Source organism: Allopontixanthobacter sp. (assembly GCF_034376665.1).
Lineage (GTDB): Bacteria > Pseudomonadota > Alphaproteobacteria > Sphingomonadales > Sphingomonadaceae > Allopontixanthobacter.
This window is the reverse complement of sequence record NZ_JAXMJI010000097.1, coordinates 1-14,614: the sequence shown is the minus strand read 5'-3', so window position 1 is coordinate 14,614 and position 14,614 is coordinate 1. Positions and strand designations below refer to the sequence as shown.

Annotated in this window: 21 protein-coding genes and 1 pseudogene; 15 read left to right on the top strand and 7 right to left on the bottom strand. The window is 63.6% G+C overall.

The annotated features are described in order from the left end of the window. Together U0988_RS10900 and ruvX are read left to right on the top strand one after the other, a co-directional pair. Positions 1–245 (top strand): annotated as a pseudogene (locus tag U0988_RS10900) (hypothetical protein); the annotation flags it as partial. After that, complete coding sequence (gene ruvX, locus U0988_RS10895) at positions 227–712, top strand: Holliday junction resolvase RuvX (protein ID WP_322292650.1); 486 nt, start codon at positions 227–229, stop codon at positions 710–712. The pseudogene U0988_RS10900 and the gene ruvX, both read left to right, overlap by 19 nt. On the opposite strand, the gene U0988_RS10890 is transcribed toward ruvX, so the two are convergent. Genes U0988_RS10890 through U0988_RS10880 form a run of 3 tightly spaced genes read right to left on the bottom strand, consistent with a single transcriptional unit; the run spans position 709 to position 2,735 of the window. Continuing rightward, positions 709–1,593 (bottom strand): transposase, encoded by an 885-nt coding sequence (locus U0988_RS10890; protein ID WP_322292649.1) that lies wholly within the window; start codon positions 1,591–1,593, stop codon positions 709–711. The genes ruvX and U0988_RS10890 overlap by 4 nt on opposite strands. Then, on the bottom strand, positions 1,590–2,561 hold the full coding sequence (locus U0988_RS10885; protein WP_322292648.1) for a hypothetical protein: 972 nt from the start codon (positions 2,559–2,561) through the stop codon (positions 1,590–1,592). Before U0988_RS10885 ends, U0988_RS10890 begins: the two co-directional genes overlap by 4 nt. Positions 2,562–2,573: 12 nt before the next feature. Further along, positions 2,574–2,735 carry a hypothetical protein gene (locus U0988_RS10880; protein WP_322292647.1) on the bottom strand — a complete coding sequence of 54 codons (162 nt, stop codon included), beginning with the start codon at positions 2,733–2,735 and terminating at the stop codon, positions 2,574–2,576. Positions 2,736–2,852: 117 nt separating this feature from the next. On the opposite strand from U0988_RS10880, the gene U0988_RS10875 reads away from it, so the two are divergent. Together U0988_RS10875 and U0988_RS10870 are read left to right on the top strand one after the other, a co-directional pair. Continuing rightward, positions 2,853–3,332, top strand: a complete 480-nt coding sequence (locus tag U0988_RS10875) for a PaaI family thioesterase (RefSeq protein ID WP_416172389.1) — start codon at positions 2,853–2,855, stop codon at positions 3,330–3,332. Next, positions 3,325–3,738, top strand: coding sequence for a PaaI family thioesterase (locus U0988_RS10870; RefSeq protein ID WP_322292646.1), 414 nt, complete (start codon positions 3,325–3,327; stop codon positions 3,736–3,738). Before U0988_RS10875 ends, U0988_RS10870 begins: the two co-directional genes overlap by 8 nt. Before the next feature lie 11 nt (positions 3,739–3,749). Here U0988_RS10870 and cobS read toward each other — a convergent pair whose 3' ends face one another. Next, positions 3,750–4,739: a cobaltochelatase subunit CobS gene (cobS, locus tag U0988_RS10865; protein ID WP_322292645.1), complete on the bottom strand. Its 990-nt coding sequence runs from the start codon at positions 4,737–4,739 to the stop codon at positions 3,750–3,752. Between the two features lie 101 nt (positions 4,740–4,840). Between cobS and U0988_RS10860 the strand changes: the two genes are divergently transcribed. Further along, positions 4,841–5,683, top strand: a complete 843-nt coding sequence (locus U0988_RS10860) for an oxygenase MpaB family protein (protein ID WP_322292644.1) — start codon at positions 4,841–4,843, stop codon at positions 5,681–5,683. A gap of 9 nt (positions 5,684–5,692) precedes the next feature. Here U0988_RS10860 and U0988_RS10855 read toward each other — a convergent pair whose 3' ends face one another. Beyond that, positions 5,693–6,394 carry a helix-turn-helix domain-containing protein gene (locus tag U0988_RS10855; RefSeq protein WP_322292643.1) on the bottom strand — a complete coding sequence of 234 codons (702 nt, stop codon included), beginning with the start codon at positions 6,392–6,394 and terminating at the stop codon, positions 5,693–5,695. A 76-nt stretch (positions 6,395–6,470) separates the two neighbouring features. On the opposite strand from U0988_RS10855, the gene U0988_RS10850 reads away from it, so the two are divergent. From U0988_RS10850 to U0988_RS10835, 4 genes are read left to right on the top strand one after another with little or no spacing between them, the layout of a single operon-like run. Beyond that, on the top strand, positions 6,471–6,836 hold the full coding sequence (locus tag U0988_RS10850) for a DUF1428 domain-containing protein (RefSeq protein ID WP_322292642.1): 366 nt from the start codon (positions 6,471–6,473) through the stop codon (positions 6,834–6,836). 31 nt (positions 6,837–6,867) lie between these two features. Continuing rightward, entirely contained in the window at positions 6,868–7,344 is a 477-nt protein-coding gene (locus tag U0988_RS10845) for a VOC family protein (protein ID WP_322292641.1), read from the top strand. Positions 7,345–7,386: 42 nt separating this feature from the next. Next, positions 7,387–8,016: a glutathione S-transferase family protein gene (locus U0988_RS10840; RefSeq protein WP_322292640.1), complete on the top strand. Its 630-nt coding sequence runs from the start codon at positions 7,387–7,389 to the stop codon at positions 8,014–8,016. Positions 8,017–8,040: 24 nt separating this feature from the next. Further along, positions 8,041–8,493: an SRPBCC domain-containing protein gene (locus U0988_RS10835; RefSeq protein WP_322292639.1), complete on the top strand. Its 453-nt coding sequence runs from the start codon at positions 8,041–8,043 to the stop codon at positions 8,491–8,493. A 1-nt stretch (position 8,494) separates the two neighbouring features. On the opposite strand, the gene U0988_RS10830 is transcribed toward U0988_RS10835, so the two are convergent. Further along, a complete protein-coding gene (locus U0988_RS10830) occupies positions 8,495–9,100 on the bottom strand; it encodes a J domain-containing protein (protein WP_322292638.1) in 606 nt (201 codons plus the stop codon). A gap of 55 nt (positions 9,101–9,155) precedes the next feature. Here U0988_RS10830 and U0988_RS10825 point away from each other — a divergent pair, with 55 nt between their 5' ends. The 4 genes from U0988_RS10825 to U0988_RS10810 all read left to right on the top strand — a co-directional run bounded on the left by U0988_RS10825 (position 9,156) and on the right by U0988_RS10810 (position 12,134). Beyond that, entirely contained in the window at positions 9,156–9,422 is a 267-nt protein-coding gene (locus U0988_RS10825; protein ID WP_322292637.1) for a BolA family protein, read from the top strand. A 101-nt stretch (positions 9,423–9,523) separates the two neighbouring features. Further along, positions 9,524–10,399, top strand: a complete 876-nt coding sequence (locus U0988_RS10820; protein ID WP_322292636.1) for a pirin family protein — start codon at positions 9,524–9,526, stop codon at positions 10,397–10,399. Then, the gene (locus U0988_RS10815; RefSeq protein ID WP_322292635.1) at positions 10,396–11,211 is read left to right on the top strand and encodes an SDR family NAD(P)-dependent oxidoreductase; all 816 of its coding nucleotides are present in this window, start codon (positions 10,396–10,398) and stop codon (positions 11,209–11,211) included. Before U0988_RS10820 ends, U0988_RS10815 begins: the two co-directional genes overlap by 4 nt. Beyond that, entirely contained in the window at positions 11,208–12,134 is a 927-nt protein-coding gene (locus U0988_RS10810) for an alpha/beta hydrolase (RefSeq protein ID WP_322292634.1), read from the top strand. The genes U0988_RS10815 and U0988_RS10810 overlap by 4 nt, the downstream gene beginning before the upstream one ends. Here the strand turns inward: U0988_RS10810 and U0988_RS10805 are convergent. Next, positions 12,131–13,192 carry a DUF2332 domain-containing protein gene (locus U0988_RS10805; RefSeq protein ID WP_322292633.1) on the bottom strand — a complete coding sequence of 354 codons (1,062 nt, stop codon included), beginning with the start codon at positions 13,190–13,192 and terminating at the stop codon, positions 12,131–12,133. The two genes, U0988_RS10810 and U0988_RS10805, sit on opposite strands and share 4 nt — an antisense overlap. A gap of 110 nt (positions 13,193–13,302) precedes the next feature. Between U0988_RS10805 and hisG the strand changes: the two genes are divergently transcribed. Both hisG and U0988_RS10795 read left to right on the top strand, forming a co-directional pair. Then, positions 13,303–13,959: an ATP phosphoribosyltransferase gene (gene hisG / locus U0988_RS10800; RefSeq protein ID WP_322292632.1), complete on the top strand. Its 657-nt coding sequence runs from the start codon at positions 13,303–13,305 to the stop codon at positions 13,957–13,959. Continuing rightward, on the top strand, positions 13,959–14,614 hold a 656-nt coding region (locus tag U0988_RS10795; protein ID WP_322292631.1), incomplete at its 3' end, for a histidinol dehydrogenase. The genes hisG and U0988_RS10795, both read left to right, overlap by 1 nt.

Below are 14,614 nucleotides of genomic sequence, written 5' to 3'. Positions count from 1 at the left end.
CAGTGGCGGCGAAAAATTTGGGGACGCTGGTGCCGGATGAAACCATGTCGAGCGGCGAACTGGTTCCCGCAGCGGTACCTGCACGGTGTTCGAGTAAGGGGCTGCTGCTGATCGGCGATCCGCCGGAAATGGGCAGCGCGGTGCTGCCCGGCAACAACTACCACGTCTATGATATCCCCCTGTTCTGGGAAAATCTCCACCGGGATGTTGCCCGACGGGTATCGGCGTGGAAGCCAGCGCAGTAATTACCGACAGCGCCCGCGAGTTCAGCGACGCGCTGCCCGGCGGCGGGGCGCTATTGGCGATCGACCTCGGCACCAAGACGCTTGGAGTGGCGACGTGCGACGCGGGCTGGCAGTTCGCCACCGCAGGCAAGACCCTGCCGCGCGGGAAATTCGGGCGTGACCGGGATGCGCTTGCGGCGCTGCTCGCCGAACGCAGCGTGAAGGGACTGGTGATCGGCCTGCCGCGCAACATGGATGGCAGCGAAGGTCCGCGCGCGCAGGCCAGCCGCGCCTATGCGCGCAATCTGTCCGAAGCCTTCGCCCTGCCCGTGCTGCTGTGGGACGAGCGGTGGTCCACCGCCAGCGCCGAAAGCGCCATGATCGGGCAGGATTTCAGCCGCCGGAAACGCGCCGAACGGATCGACAGCCACGCCGCGGCGATATTCCTGCAGGGCGCGATCGATGCCATGACCGGGAGCGTGATCTAGGCATCCTCGCGGCGGCGGCGCTTCGCTTCCTCCGCCACCAGCCGATTGCCGGACAATTCCGCGGTGCGCCATAAGGCGTCGCGGCCGGCGCGGTCCAGCAGCAGCGCGCGGGCTTCGAAACTGGCCCAGCGCATTCGGTCGCTCGGGTGGGTGCGGCCAAACCGCTCCGCCAGATCCAGTGCTTCCGCCCCGCCCAGACCGACCGCCAGCCGCAGGAATGTCTCGGTCGATGTCGGATTGAGCACAGCGGTGATCGTATCGCTGGCGGGATCGAAGCGGTATTGATCGTGCCAGCCCTGCGCCGCATCCATGCCCATCACGTTGAGCGAGACCGACATCGATGGCGGCGGCAGCTGGCTGTGTACGTCGAGATGCGCGCGGTAGAGCATCAGCTTGCCTGGCGACAGCGTGCTCCGTTCGACAAACCGCAGGCCCGCCGGTTCCCCGTGCCAGCCGGACACAGCCTCGTAATCATATTCGTAATAGTCGCTGGCATAGCCCGGACCGAAATACCCTAGCGTCAGAAAATCGAAATTATGGTCGTGCGGTGTGCCATAGACGAAGCTGCCGCCGCCGCTGGCACGAAAAGCATGGTCCTGTTCGCCCGGCCAGATGTTCGCGCGCAGGAAATATCCGCCCGCGGCATGTGTCAGCATGATCGCCTGAGGGCTGTATGCGCTGTCCAGCGGCGTCTCGCGGTGTCGATCGCGCAGGCGCTCAAGCATCAAATCGCCAAGAAAGTCGGGATCGTTGCCGAGCCGCCGCAGCCACAGCGCCGCGTGGTGGACGCTCTCCTCGTCGCGGGCGTCGAAGCCGCTTTCGTCGAGAGCCGCGACCATATCCGCAAGGCTGCAGGTCTGGTCCGTGACGCAATCGATCACGCTAGGCACAGGGTTTTCTCAAACGCTGCAAGCTCGGGATAAGCTTCGATCAATTGCGCGCGCAGACTGCCCGCGTTGGCCGACAGCGTATCCGCGGGGTTGCGAGCAATCCCGCAGAGTGCCGTGAAGCCAGTGGCCGTATCCAACGCCAGGCATTCGCGCAGGGCCTGCCAGCGCAAATGGTCGCTGCCGCTGCGGGTCATTTCCGCCAGCACTGGTGCAGCATCGCAGCGACCCATTCGGCCGAGCAGCGACACCATCAATTCATGACAGCTGTCCCGCTTGTCACCCGACGCCTGATGGACCAGCTCTCCGTCGGCCACACGAAATTCGAGACTGGGTTCAGGCGCTGCGCCCGTCCTGCCGAGACGCAGAATGACAAGTCGTTCTTCGACACTTTCGATGCGCTTGGTTTCGAACATTCCGCACAGCGAGAGGTTCTGCCCGCTTTTCATCTCCACCGACGAAACGGACAGTTCGGCCGGTGCGCGCCTGCCCCGGTTGCGGCGGACGATCTGCATTGTGCCTGATCCCGCCAGGGCAATTTCGTGCCGCTCGGTATCGGTGAAGCAAATCGTCGGCGAATGCGGCGTATCTCCGCTCCGTTCGTACATGACCAGCGACAGCGCCGCATCGCCCGCGGCCGCGAGCTGCAAGACGGCCATTCCGCCGGAATATTGATGACGGAAGGGAACCTGGCCCAGCGGATGCGCTGCGATTTGCGGCAAAATTTGCGAAACCAGATCTTCCACCAGTGCGGCGGCCCGGTCCAAGTCGGCAAACAGGCTGCTCAGCGCCGGACATTCCCCGAGCTCGTCGCCGCGTCCGTAGCGGATCAGCTCGGCGAATATCGAAGCGTTACCCTCAGCGCTCCGCCAACCGGATTTGCACGTCTCCAGCGCGGTTTGCGCGATGCGCTGCGAATCAGGATTGCTCCGCAGCGCGCGCAAAGCGGGGTCGATCCGCATTCGTTTGGGACCCTAGATCAAGTTCTCCGGCGGAACCGCTTCGAAAAGGAAAACCATCACCGCGATGATCCGGTCGTCGGTGGACACGGTCGCGAGGTCCGACAGGCTGCCGAAAACGCCTGTCAACTGGCCCAGGTCTGGCAGAACCGATGGATCGATCGAAGGTAGTTTCATTTTTTGCGTCCCGTTTCTGCGGATATCAATGCTCCGCTGCGTCTCTGCTGCCGGTCGGGGGGACGCAGGTGAAATTAAAACATTGAAAAGGCCGGGGGCAGTCTGCAGAGCATCCCGATGCCCGCGATCCCCACGCCCGACACCCGCTTACCCGAGCAAAGCGACAGCTTTGATCCGGCACGCGCCGCGCCGATGCTGCTGCAGCATGGCCATGTGGGCTGGCTGGGGCTGAAATACCGCGGTCATGGTGATGACTGGGCGGAACTCGAATTGCCGTGGCGCGAAGATTTGGTGGGGGAGGCGGAGCGCCAGGTGCTGGCATCCGGCCCGATCATCAGCATGATGGATATGGCTGCGGGCCTGGCGATCTGGACCGCCCAGGGCCGCTTTGCAGCCATCGCCACGCTGGATCTGCGAGTGGATTACCAGCGCCCGGCAAAAGTCCGGGCGGCCGTCATTGGCCGCGCGGAATGCTATAGGATCACCCGCTCTGCCGCGTTCGTTCGCGGTATCGCGCATGACGGCGATCCGGCCGACCCGGTGGCCCATATCGCGGGCGTGTTTATGTCTATCGCCGGGGACAGCCGCAATGCCTGAAGCGTCTTTGACACCTTATGCGGATTCGTTGGGGATTGTCGTTCACGGTGACGAAGGCGGCAGCCCCGTCCTGACCTGCAATTTCAGCGCCAATGTGGAGGGACGGCCGGGACACCTGCACGGCGGCGCGATCAGCGGTCTGCTGGAAACCGCCGGTTACGCGCTGCTTCGCCGCGAATTGGCAAAGCTGGGCCGCACCTACCGGATGAAACCGATAAACATCACGGTGCAGTTCCTTGCCCCAGGTAAGCCGAAGCCCAGCTACGCCGCTGCCCGCATTACCAAGCTGGGGCGCCGCAATGCGAATATCTCGGTGGAGGCGTGGCAGGATGATCGCAGTCGCCCGATAGCCACCGCGATCCTGAATATCCTGATGGCGCCGGAAGAAGGCTCTGCGGAAGCCTAAGCCTCTCGGCCTCAGGCTTTACCGACGACGCTTTCGGGCAATTCGGTACCGAACACCCGTTGGTAATATTCCGCCACCAGCATCCGTTCCGCTTCGTCGCATTTATTGAGGAAGCTGAGGCGGAAAGCAAAGCCGACGTCCTTGAAAATCGCCGCATTCTGCGCCCAGGTAATCACCGTGCGCGGGCTCATCACGGTGGAGATGTCGCCGTTCATGAACCCCTGGCGGGTCAGGTCGGCGACCTTGACCATGTCGGCGATCACTTTGGGATCGGTATCGGGGTTCTTGGCCGCGACGATCTTCTGTTCGGTTTCGGCGGCCAGGTAATTCAGCCCGACGACGATATTCCAGCGGTCCATCTGGCCCTGGTTGATCGCCTGCGTGCCGTGATAAAGCCCGCTGGTATCGCCCAGCCCGACTGTGTTGGCGGTGGCGAACAGGCGGAAGCCCGGATCGGGGCGGATAACGCGGTTCTGATCGAGCAGGGTCAGCTTGCCTTCCGCTTCCAGTACACGCTGGATCACGAACATCACGTCCGGACGGCCTGCGTCGTATTCGTCGAACACCAGCGCCACCGGATGCTGCAGCGCCCAGGGGAGCAAGCCTTCGCGGAATTCGGTCACCTGCAGCCCGTCGCGCAGCACGATTGCGTCGCGGCCGACCAGATCGATCCGGCTGATATGCGCGTCCAGATTGATCCGGATACAGGGCCAGTTGAGGCGCGCCGCAACCTGTTCGATATGCGTCGATTTGCCGGTGCCGTGATAGCCCTGCACCATGACCCGTCGGTTGTGCGCAAATCCTGCCAGGATCGCCAGTGTCGTGTCCGGATCGAAGACGTAACTTGCATCCAGATCGGGCACGCGTTCGTCAGCGCGGGAAAAGGCGGGAACCATCATGTCGACATCCACCCCGAAGAGCTCGCGAACGCTGACCTGCGTGTCAGGTGCGGACAAGGCAGTCTTGCTGGAAGGGTCGAAGCTTTTTGTCGTGTCGGTCATTGCGCGGCTACGCCTAGACGCCAGCGTGACGCCCTGCAAGCGGTCACAGCGGCCCCAATCACAAACATTTCAATCGCGGAGCGATACCCTATATTGGCCCGATGGTGCTGGCCCGCCCTTCCGAGAAAATCCGTGAACGGCTGGTTGGCCGCATCCGTGCGCTGTTCAACGATGTCGAAGGCGGACAGCAGCCGGTACCCCCGTCGGACAACGCCCTGTTCGAACGCGATTCGCCGATCCGGCTGGTTCATGCCGATATTGTTTCCATGATGGTCGGCGGGGTGCGCGGACTGTTGCTCCAGATGCTCCATCCCCATGCGCTGCAGGGCGTGCTCGACCATTCGGACTTTCGCAGCGACATGCACGGGCGACTGCGGCGGACCGCGCGGTTCATCGCGGTGACGACCTTCGGCGAGGCGGGGGAGGCGGAAAAGACCATTGCGCGCGTCAACCGGATCCACCAGCAGGTGGCCGGCACCCTGCCGGATGGAACCGCCTATTCCGCCACAAATCCGCAAACGCTTGCCTGGGTGCATCTGGCGGAGGCGACCAGTTTTCTGGAGGGCTATCTGCGCTACGCGCGCTCTTCGATGCCTTATGCCCAGCAGGACGAATATTTTCGCCAATTCGCGGTGATTGCCCGCAAGCTGGGTGCCGATCCGGTGCCGGAGTCCCGTGCCGAGGCCGAACACATGCTGCGGGACATGCGCCCGCAATTGCGCTCCTCGCCCGAGGCGAAGGATATCGCCCGCTTGGTCCTCAGCCAGCGCCCACAGGGGACTCCGCCGGCGGTCCAGCAGCTGCTCGGTACCGCAGCGGTCGATCTTCTTCCGCCTTATGCGCGGTCCATGCTCGGCCTGCAAAGCCCCGGTCTGGGCGCCCTGCCCGCTCGCGCCGCCGCGCAGACGATGGGGACTGCCCTGCGCTGGGCTTTCCGGCAGTAGCCAGCGAAGTCAGACGGCCTTTGGCGGCAGTTCCAGAGCCCCCGCCAGATGCCGGGCGGCGTCCCGGCTACCGGTGATCTCCAGCAATCCCGCATCCTCCAGATGTTCGAATGGCACATCGCCGTAAAATGCCGCGGCCAGCGGCGGCGCGGTGCCGGCGCGGAACACGCAGTCCATACTGGTGAAGTCACCGCTCCTCCGGATCGCGAGTATTCCGTCTTCGAGCCTGGCGACGAATTCCTCCCCGCCGACAGCAAATCCATAATCCGCGTCCCGCAGCCGCGCGCGGTCCCGGTCGATCATCGTCCGCATCGACAGCATCAAGGACACAGGCGACAAGGGCATGGTCGGGTCATGCAGGGTGGACCTTGCCGCCCACCGGCCCAGTTCCTGCAGCATCGGTTCCGCCAGCGCGCCCCATTCGGTCAGCTCATAAAGTCTGGCGGCGAGCGGCGGCGGGCTGAGCACCTTGCGCACCACGCCCGAAGTTTCGAGCGATTCCAGCCGCTCGGTCAGGATCTTGGCACTGATCCCGGGCAGGCAGCGCCGCAGATCGGAAAAGCGCCGACCGCCGAACATGAGCTCGCGCACGATCAGCAGGGCCCATCGCTCCCCGATCACCTCGAGGGCGAATGCGGTGCCACAGGCGTCGTCATACCAGCGGCCATGCGAGCGTTGATCGGCAGCTTTGGTTTCTTTTTGTAACTGCATAGTTGCCTTTAGTAACCGATTGCGTCATGTCTTGGCAAGCAAGGCGAACCGAGTCGCCGCAATCTGGAGAGTTGATATGGCCTATGTGGAAGGTTTCCTCGTCCCGGTCCCGTCTGAAAAGAAGGACGCCTATTTCAAGATGGCCCGCGAATGCTGGCCGATATTCCGCGATCTGGGTGTCACCCGGCAGGTGGAATGCTGGGGCGATGATCTGATGAAGGGCAAGCAGACCGATTTCTATCGCGCCGTCGACGCGAAGGAGAACGAGAATGTGGTGTTCTCGTGGATGGAATATCCCGACAAGGCGACTCGCGACGATGCCAACAAGCGCATGATGGAGGACGAGCGCTTCAAAGAACTGGGCGAAATGCCGTTCGACGGGAAGCGCATGGTGTTTTCCGGCTTCACCAGGGAATTCGACAGCGCCGATCAGCCCGCCTGAAGCCTGGTCGCGAAAATGCGGAGCCATCGCCATGAACAAGAACACCATCTGCCTGTGGTATGACAAGGATGCGGAAGAGGCGGCGCATTTCTATGCGCGGACTTTCCCCGACAGTAGCGTCGGTTCCGTCTACCGCGCTCCGGGTGATTTCCCAGGCGGCAAGCAGGGCGACGTGCTGACTGTGGAATTCAGCGTATGCGGCATCCCCTGTCTCGGCCTCAACGGCGGCCCCGAATTTCCGCAAACCGAAGCCTTTTCGTTTCAGATCGCGACGGACGATCAGGAAGAAACCGACCGGTTATGGAATGCCATCGTGGACAATGGCGGGCAGCCATCGGCATGCGGCTGGTGCAAGGACAAATGGGGCCTCAATTGGCAGATCACGCCGCGCGTTCTGACCGAGGCGATCGCCGATCCGGACCCAGCTGCGGCCAAGCGCGCCTTCGATGCGATGATGACGATGCACAAGATCGACATTGCCGCTATCGAATCCGCCCGCATGGGCTGAGCGGACCCTGACGGACTAGGAATCGTAACCGGGAGGCCCCGCATGACTGATTACACTTTCTTCACCAATCCCATGAGCCGCGGGCAAATCGCCCGCTGGGCGCTGCACGAAGCGGGTGCGGATTATGACACGGTGCTGGTCGACTGGGCTGACAAGCCGCAAGCGCTGCTGGATGCCAATCCGCTGGGCAAGGTCCCTACGCTGATCCACCATCACGGCGGGCATGATCACGTGATTACCGAATGCGCGGCCATCTGTGCCTATCTGGCCGATATCGCGGCGCCCAATCTCGCTCCGACGCAGGAAGAACGCGCCGATTACTACCGCGGGCTGTTCTTCGGGGCGGGTCCGTTGGAACAGGCGATTGTCGCGCACGCGATGGGCTGGCAAGTACCCGAAGGGAAGGAAGGAATGGCCGGTTTCGGCACGTATGACCGGACTGTCGACACACTGGAAAAACTGCTCACCGGCCGCGACTATGTGTGCGGCGCACGGTTCACGATGGCGGACGTCTATCTCGGCAGTCAGGTTGACTGGGGGCTGCAGTTCAAGAGCCTACCCGAACGCGGCGCCTTCAAATCTTACGCGGAGCGTCTGCGCAGCCGCGATGCCTACAACGCGGCCAAATCCATCGACCTGGGCCTGATCGAACAGGCCAAGATGGCGGGCTGAGCCGGCGCCCTAGGAGACCCCACAATGCATGAACTCGCAGTCACCCGCCTGATCAACGCCGCGCCCGCGCAGGTCTGGCACATCATGACGGAGCGGCTGGCGGAATGGTGGTGCCCGAAGCCGTGGACAACGGAGATCGTGCGGCTCGACCGGCGGGCGGGCGGTGTCTCCAACATCGTGATGCATGGTCCCGACGGTGAAGAACACCAGACCCCGGGCCTGATCCTCGCATGGTCGGAAGGGCACCATTTTGCCTTTACCGATGCGATTGCGCCCGGCCTGATCCCGGCGGAGCCCTTCATGATCGGCATCTGGGCCATCGAGGCCGAAGGGCAACAGACCCGCTACACCGCCGTCGCCCGCCACTGGACCGAGGAGGCGATGCAGCAGCATCTCGAAATGGGATTTCACGACGGCTGGAGCAAGGTGGCCGAGCAGTTGCAGACGCTTTGCGAGGAAGCTGCCGCCGAAGCCTAGATCAGGACAGAGCCCGGCTCTTGCGAAGCATTTGATAGGCTTCGACAACCCGGCCGAGCCGCATTTCGTGACTGCGATCACCGCCATTGCGGTCGGGATGATAGCGGCGCACCAGTTCCGAATAACGGCGGCGCAATATTGGCCGGTCAATCTCGGTATCGAGGCCGAGAACCTTGAGCGCCAGCATCTCCTCGGCGGCGAACCGGCTGCTCTGGCGCATCGCGGCATTCGTTCCGTTCTGCTGCGCAGCGCGCGCCTTGATCCCGGCTGCGCGGGCTGAGATTGCCTCCAGCGGGTCCTCGTAATCCGCCCAGCGGGGCAACGCATCGCCCGTTTCGGCCGCGCGGAACACACGCGCAGTGCTGGCCCATCCCGCGACCGGGGATTGCGCGGCGAGGATTTCATCCGCGCTCATCCCTTCGAACCAATCGTAGCCGGAATTGAATTCGCGCACATGGTCGAGGCAGAACCAGCGGTAATCGCCCGGACCGTCGAAACTGGACCCGCGCGGCCCCGGCGCACGGAATTCGCCCGCCTCGCGGCAGCCGGGCGCATCGCACCCGCGCCCTCCGGTTTCAAACCGTCCGTGGAACCTGTCACCGCGCATGGCTCTTTAGGATGGGGTCGGTTAGAGAAATTGCAAATACCAAAAAGGACATGAAATGAGCGTGCAGCAGGAAATGACCGAAATTCTTGGCCGGGCCTTTGCGCCGACGAAGCTGGAAGTGATCAACGACAGCGCAAAGCATTCCGGCCATGCGGGCGATGACGGGAGCGGCGAATCGCATTTCACGATTCGGATCGAAAGCGAAGCCTTCGCCGGCCAATCGCGACTTGACCGACAGAGGATGGTCAACAAATCGCTGGGTGACATACCCGGAAATCGAGTCCATGCTCTTGCCATCAAGGCCACTGCCCCCGGGGAATAATTGTCTGATTGGGGCAGCAGATGCGCCCCGTAGGCCGTGCAAATCCATGCGAGGATTGAGCGGACACGCCGAAGGACCATACGGTCAACAGGAGCAATCTCATGATCACGATTACCCCCGTCACTCACGATCTCGGCGCCTTCAAGGTGCGGCGGGCTCTGCCATCGCGCCAGCGCACGATGGTCGGCCCGTTCATCTTCGTGGACCAGTTCGGACCGGCGCAGCTCGATCTCGGGAGCGGGATGGACGTCCGCCCCCACCCGCATATCAATCTGGCGACCGTGACCTGGCTGTTCGAAGGTGCCATCGACCATCGCGATTCGCTGGGGAGTTTCGCGACCATCCGGTCCGGCCAGGTCAATCTGATGACCGCGGGCCGCGGGATCGTCCATTCGGAACGCAGCCCGCAGTCGGAACGGGACAGCGGCCCCAGGCTCTACGGGATGCAGACCTGGCTCGCCCTGCCCGAAGCGCGCGAGGAAATGGACCCCGCGTTCGAAGCGGTGACGGATCTGCCGCGGGTTGAAGACGCCGCTGCCAGCGCGACGGTGATTATGGGCAATCTGTGGGGCCAGCAGGCATCCACCACCACCTATGCCGAAACGATCTACGCGGAGATCCTGCTCGCGGCAGGCGGTGCCTTGCCGATCGATGCCGAAGCAGACGAACGCGCGGTGATGCTGGTGGGCGGCGAGGCGAGTGTGGATGGGCAGCCGCTGGTACTGTACGAATTGACGATACTGGAACCCGGCGTCGTCATGAAGCTTGCCAGCCACAGCGGCGGGCGGGTGATGCTGCTGGGCGGGGAGGCAATCACCACCCGGCGCCATGTGTGGTGGAATTTCGTCAGTTCCAGCCGTGACCGGATCAACCAGGCAAAGCAGGACTGGACCCAGGGCAATTTCCCAAAGGTTCCCGGCGACGAGGAGGAATGGATTCCCATTCCCGACCAGCCCAAGACAGTGAGTTACCCATGAGCACCATTCCCACAGTATGGATTACCGGCGCTTCGTCCGGCATTGGCCGGGCGCTTGCCCTTGGCTGGGCGGAAACGGGCGCGAAACTGATCCTGTCCGGCAGGGACCTCGGTAGGCTTGGCGAAGTGGCAAAGGCTGTGGGCGGCGAAACTCTGGTCCTGCCCTTCGAGGTGACGGATCATGCCGCCATGAACTCCGCCGTCGCCAGCGCGCTGGAATGGACCGGCGGGGTAGATGTACTGGTCAACAACGCCGGCATTGCGCAGCGCAGCCTTGCAGTCGAAACCGCGCTGCAGGTTTACCGCGACATCATCGAGATTGACCTAATGGCCCCGATTGCCCTGACCCAGGCGCTGCTGCCGCACATGGCGGAACGCGGTAGCGGGAAACTGGTCTTCATCTCCTCCGTCGCAGGTAAGGTCGGCGTGCCGCTGCGCACCGCCTATTGCGCCGCCAAGCATGGGTTGATCGGATACGCCGACGCGCTGCGGGCGGAACTGTCCACCACAGGCGTAGATGTTCACGTGATCGCGCCCGGCTCCGTCGCCACCGATGTCTCGCGCAATGCGCTGGAGGCGAGCGGTGCGAAGCGCGGCGTCAGCGACCCCGTAATCGACAACGGCATCCCGCCAGACGAGGCTGCGGCGGAAATTCTTGCGGGGATCGCCGCAGGACAGCGCGAGATCATTGTCGCACGCGGCACCGAACTGGCGATGGCAGAAATGCGCCGGACGCCGGACGAACTGTTCGACCGGATCGCCGACATGGTCGCCAAGGGGTATATTGCGAAAATGGAACCGCAGGCATCATGACCATCGATCAGAAGCGGATCACTTTGGCGAACGGCACCGAGCTGGATGTGGCGGATGTTGGCCCCGCTACCGGCAACACGAACGGAGACAGCGACGCGCCGGTGCTGATCTTCCTCCACGGGTTTCCCGAAAGCCACCGCACCTGGCGCCACCAGATCGCGCATTTTTCGGACCGCTTCCGCTGTATCGCGCCGGACCAGCGCGGCTATCGCGGCTCCTCCGCGCCGCAGGACGTGGCCAGCTATACGCCGGACAAACTGATCGGCGATGTCTTCCAGATGGCAGACGCGCTGGGCGTGGGCCAATTCACCATCATCGGCCATGACTGGGGCGGCGCGATTGCCTGGGGGACGGCTCTGGGCGGTCAGATCAATGGCCGCGTTACCCGCGCCGTCGTCGCGAACGCCCCCCACCCGGCGATTTTCCAGAAACTGCTCTACCTCGACCATGCCCAGCGCGAGGCGAGCCAGTATATTCGCGCTTTCCGCGATCCGGAAAACGACGCGCTGGTGCGCGAAAACGGGCTGATCGGCATCCTGCTGAAGGCGGTCAGGTGGGACCGCCCCTCCACCATGGAGCAGGACGAACGCGACGCGCTGCTGAAGGACTGGTCCAATGCTGACACCGCAATGGCCATGCTCAACTGGTATCGCGGCAGCCCCATCGTAGTGCCGCCGATGGACGCGCCGTTCGAATTACCTGCCGGCTACCAGCCGATGGTGCTGCCCAATTTGACCATCCCGACTCTGGTGATCTGGGCGATGGACGACCTCGCCCTGCCGCCTTCCAACTTGGAGGGACTGGACGAAGTCATCGACGATCTCACGCTGGTGCAGGTGCCCGATTGCGGCCATTTCGTGCCGTGGGAAGCGCCGGAGCAATTCAACGCCGCGCTGGATGATTTTCTGGACCGGACCGCCTAAGCCGCGAACCATTCCGCCCACGCCCCGTGGGGATGGCCGCAGCCGAGCAATTGCGGTTCCTCTCCTCCCGGCCAATAGCGGACCCGCAGTTCGTGGCGGAAAGTCTCGCGGTTGGTTTCGAGCGCAACCCAGGCGAGCGGGTTTTCCGGCGTTGCCTCCGCCCCGGCCTTGGCCATTGCGGCTTCGATGCGGTCGCGCGTGACCGGCGGAATATATTGCCACACGATCGAATGCAGCAGTACGCGGGTAACGCCGACCTGCGGTGCCTCCGCCAGCATTTCATCCACGAATGGACCAGCATCCTGATGCGCGATTATCGGCGGCTTTTCGGCCGCCAGCGCAATTGCGGCATCGATCCGCGCAATCCGCTGGCTGGCTTCGGGCCAAACGTAGCTTTTGAGTTTCAGCGCCATTGCAGGATCGCCGAGATCAATGGGTGCCTGGTCGCAGCCCCGGATCGAGATAATCTCCACCGGCGCATCGGGCGGCGGAGCGCCGCGCCATTCGGGGACGATCCGCATCGGCGAGGCGGGCGGACCCTCCGTCACACCGCCGAGATCGAAAAAATACCGGTCCATCATGGTGTTGACCCCGGCGCTGGCCCCCAATTCGAACAGGCTGAATTTCGGTCCGAGACGCACCGACAGCCATTTCAGCGCGCTCATGAATGCCCATGAGCGCCCCGCTTCGTTCGTCTGCGGCGGCCCGTCCAGCCACGGGAGCAGCCTGGTATCGTATTTCCGAACCAGCTCCAGCACGATGGCATCGACCTGCCCCTGATCGGTCAGCAGCCCGGCGTAAACCGGCTCGAGCCGCCGATCCTCCCCGGTCAGCACCAGATTATGCAGACCGCCCGCGAGCCGCAGCGGCAGCGCGTCCTCCACCACCTTGCCCTGCCAACCCGCCATCCGGCGGCCGGTGGCGGTGTCGCTGTCCAGGACTGCAAGCTGCGCGCGAACGACCCTGCCGGTGCAGGGCGCGCCCGCTTGTTCGGCGTGGCGGGCCTGCCATTCGATCCCGCCCGCCACCGTCGCGATGTCCATGATTGCGTCCGTCATGCCCCGATCCCTCCAGAACTTTCTTGCCTCGCCCGCCCAATAGTCAGGCGAACGATGGCCCTCCCCACAATTGATTGCCCTTTGGCGGTTGTCGCACTATCTGCCGCCCCATGCCGAAAATGCTAACTTTCGCCGTTCCGAAGGGCCGTATCCTCGATGAAGCGCTGCCGGTAATGGCCCGTGCGGGGGTGGTGCCCGATAGCGCGTTTCACGACAAGTCCAACCGGTCGCTGAGTTTCGCCACCACGAGCGACCACATGCGGCTGATCCGTGTCCGCGCATTCGACGTGGCGACCTTCGTGGCGCACGGAGCCGCGCAGATCGGCATTGTCGGCTCCGATGTGATCGAGGAGTTCGACTACGCAGACCTCTATGCACCGGTCGATCTCGCCATCGGCCATTGCCGTCTGTCCGTGGCCGAACCGGCGGAACATGCCAGCGGTGCGGACGGTGCCAGCCACCTGCGCGTCGCGACCAAATATCCCAACATCACCCGCCGCCATTTCGAGGCACAGGGAATCCAGGCCGAATGCGTCAAGCTCAACGGGGCGATGGAACTTGCCCCCAGCCTCGGGCTGTCGGGCCGGATCGTAGATCTGGTATCGACCGGGGCAACCTTGAAACAGAACGGATTGGTAGAGACCAGCCGGATCATGGACATTTCCGCGCGGCTGATTGTCAACCGTGCCGCCTTGAAGACCGACGCACGGGTTGCTGCTCTGGTCGAGGCGTTCCGCAGCAATGCCCAGACGAGCGGGGCAGCGTGATGAAGATGCTCAGGACCGTGGATGAAGGCTTTGAAAAAGCGTTCACCAAGATCGTCAACGATCGCCGCGAGAGCGACGACAACGTCGCACAGGATGTCGCCTCGATCCTTGCCGAGGTACGTCGCCGCGGCGACGCAGCGCTGGCGGAATACACGGCGCGCTTCGATGATCACCGGCTGACCACCGATGAAGACTGGCGCGTTCCGGCGGAAACCTGCCGCGCCGCCTTCGAAGCGCTGGACGATGAATTGCGCGATGCCCTGATCCTCGCCGCAGACCGCATCCGCGATTATCACACGGCGCAATTGCCGCAAGACCGCGACTACACCGATGCCGCCGGAATGCGGCTGGGTGCGCGCTGGCTGCCCGTCGACGCGGCAGGGCTGTATGTGCCGGGCGGCCGTGCGGCCTACCCCTCCTCGCTGCTGATGAACGCCATACCGGCCAAAGTTGCCGGCGTTGCTCGGCTGGTCGCCGTGACCCCCACCCCCAAGGGCGTGACCAACCCGCTGGTGCTGGCGGCGGAACACGTCGAACTGGCAATCGACGATCCGGATGTCATGTTCGCAAAAATCCGCCACGCCGGAAGCGTATTCCTGGGTCGGCACACGCCCGAGGCAATCGGCGATTATGTCGCCGGACCAAATCATGTGCT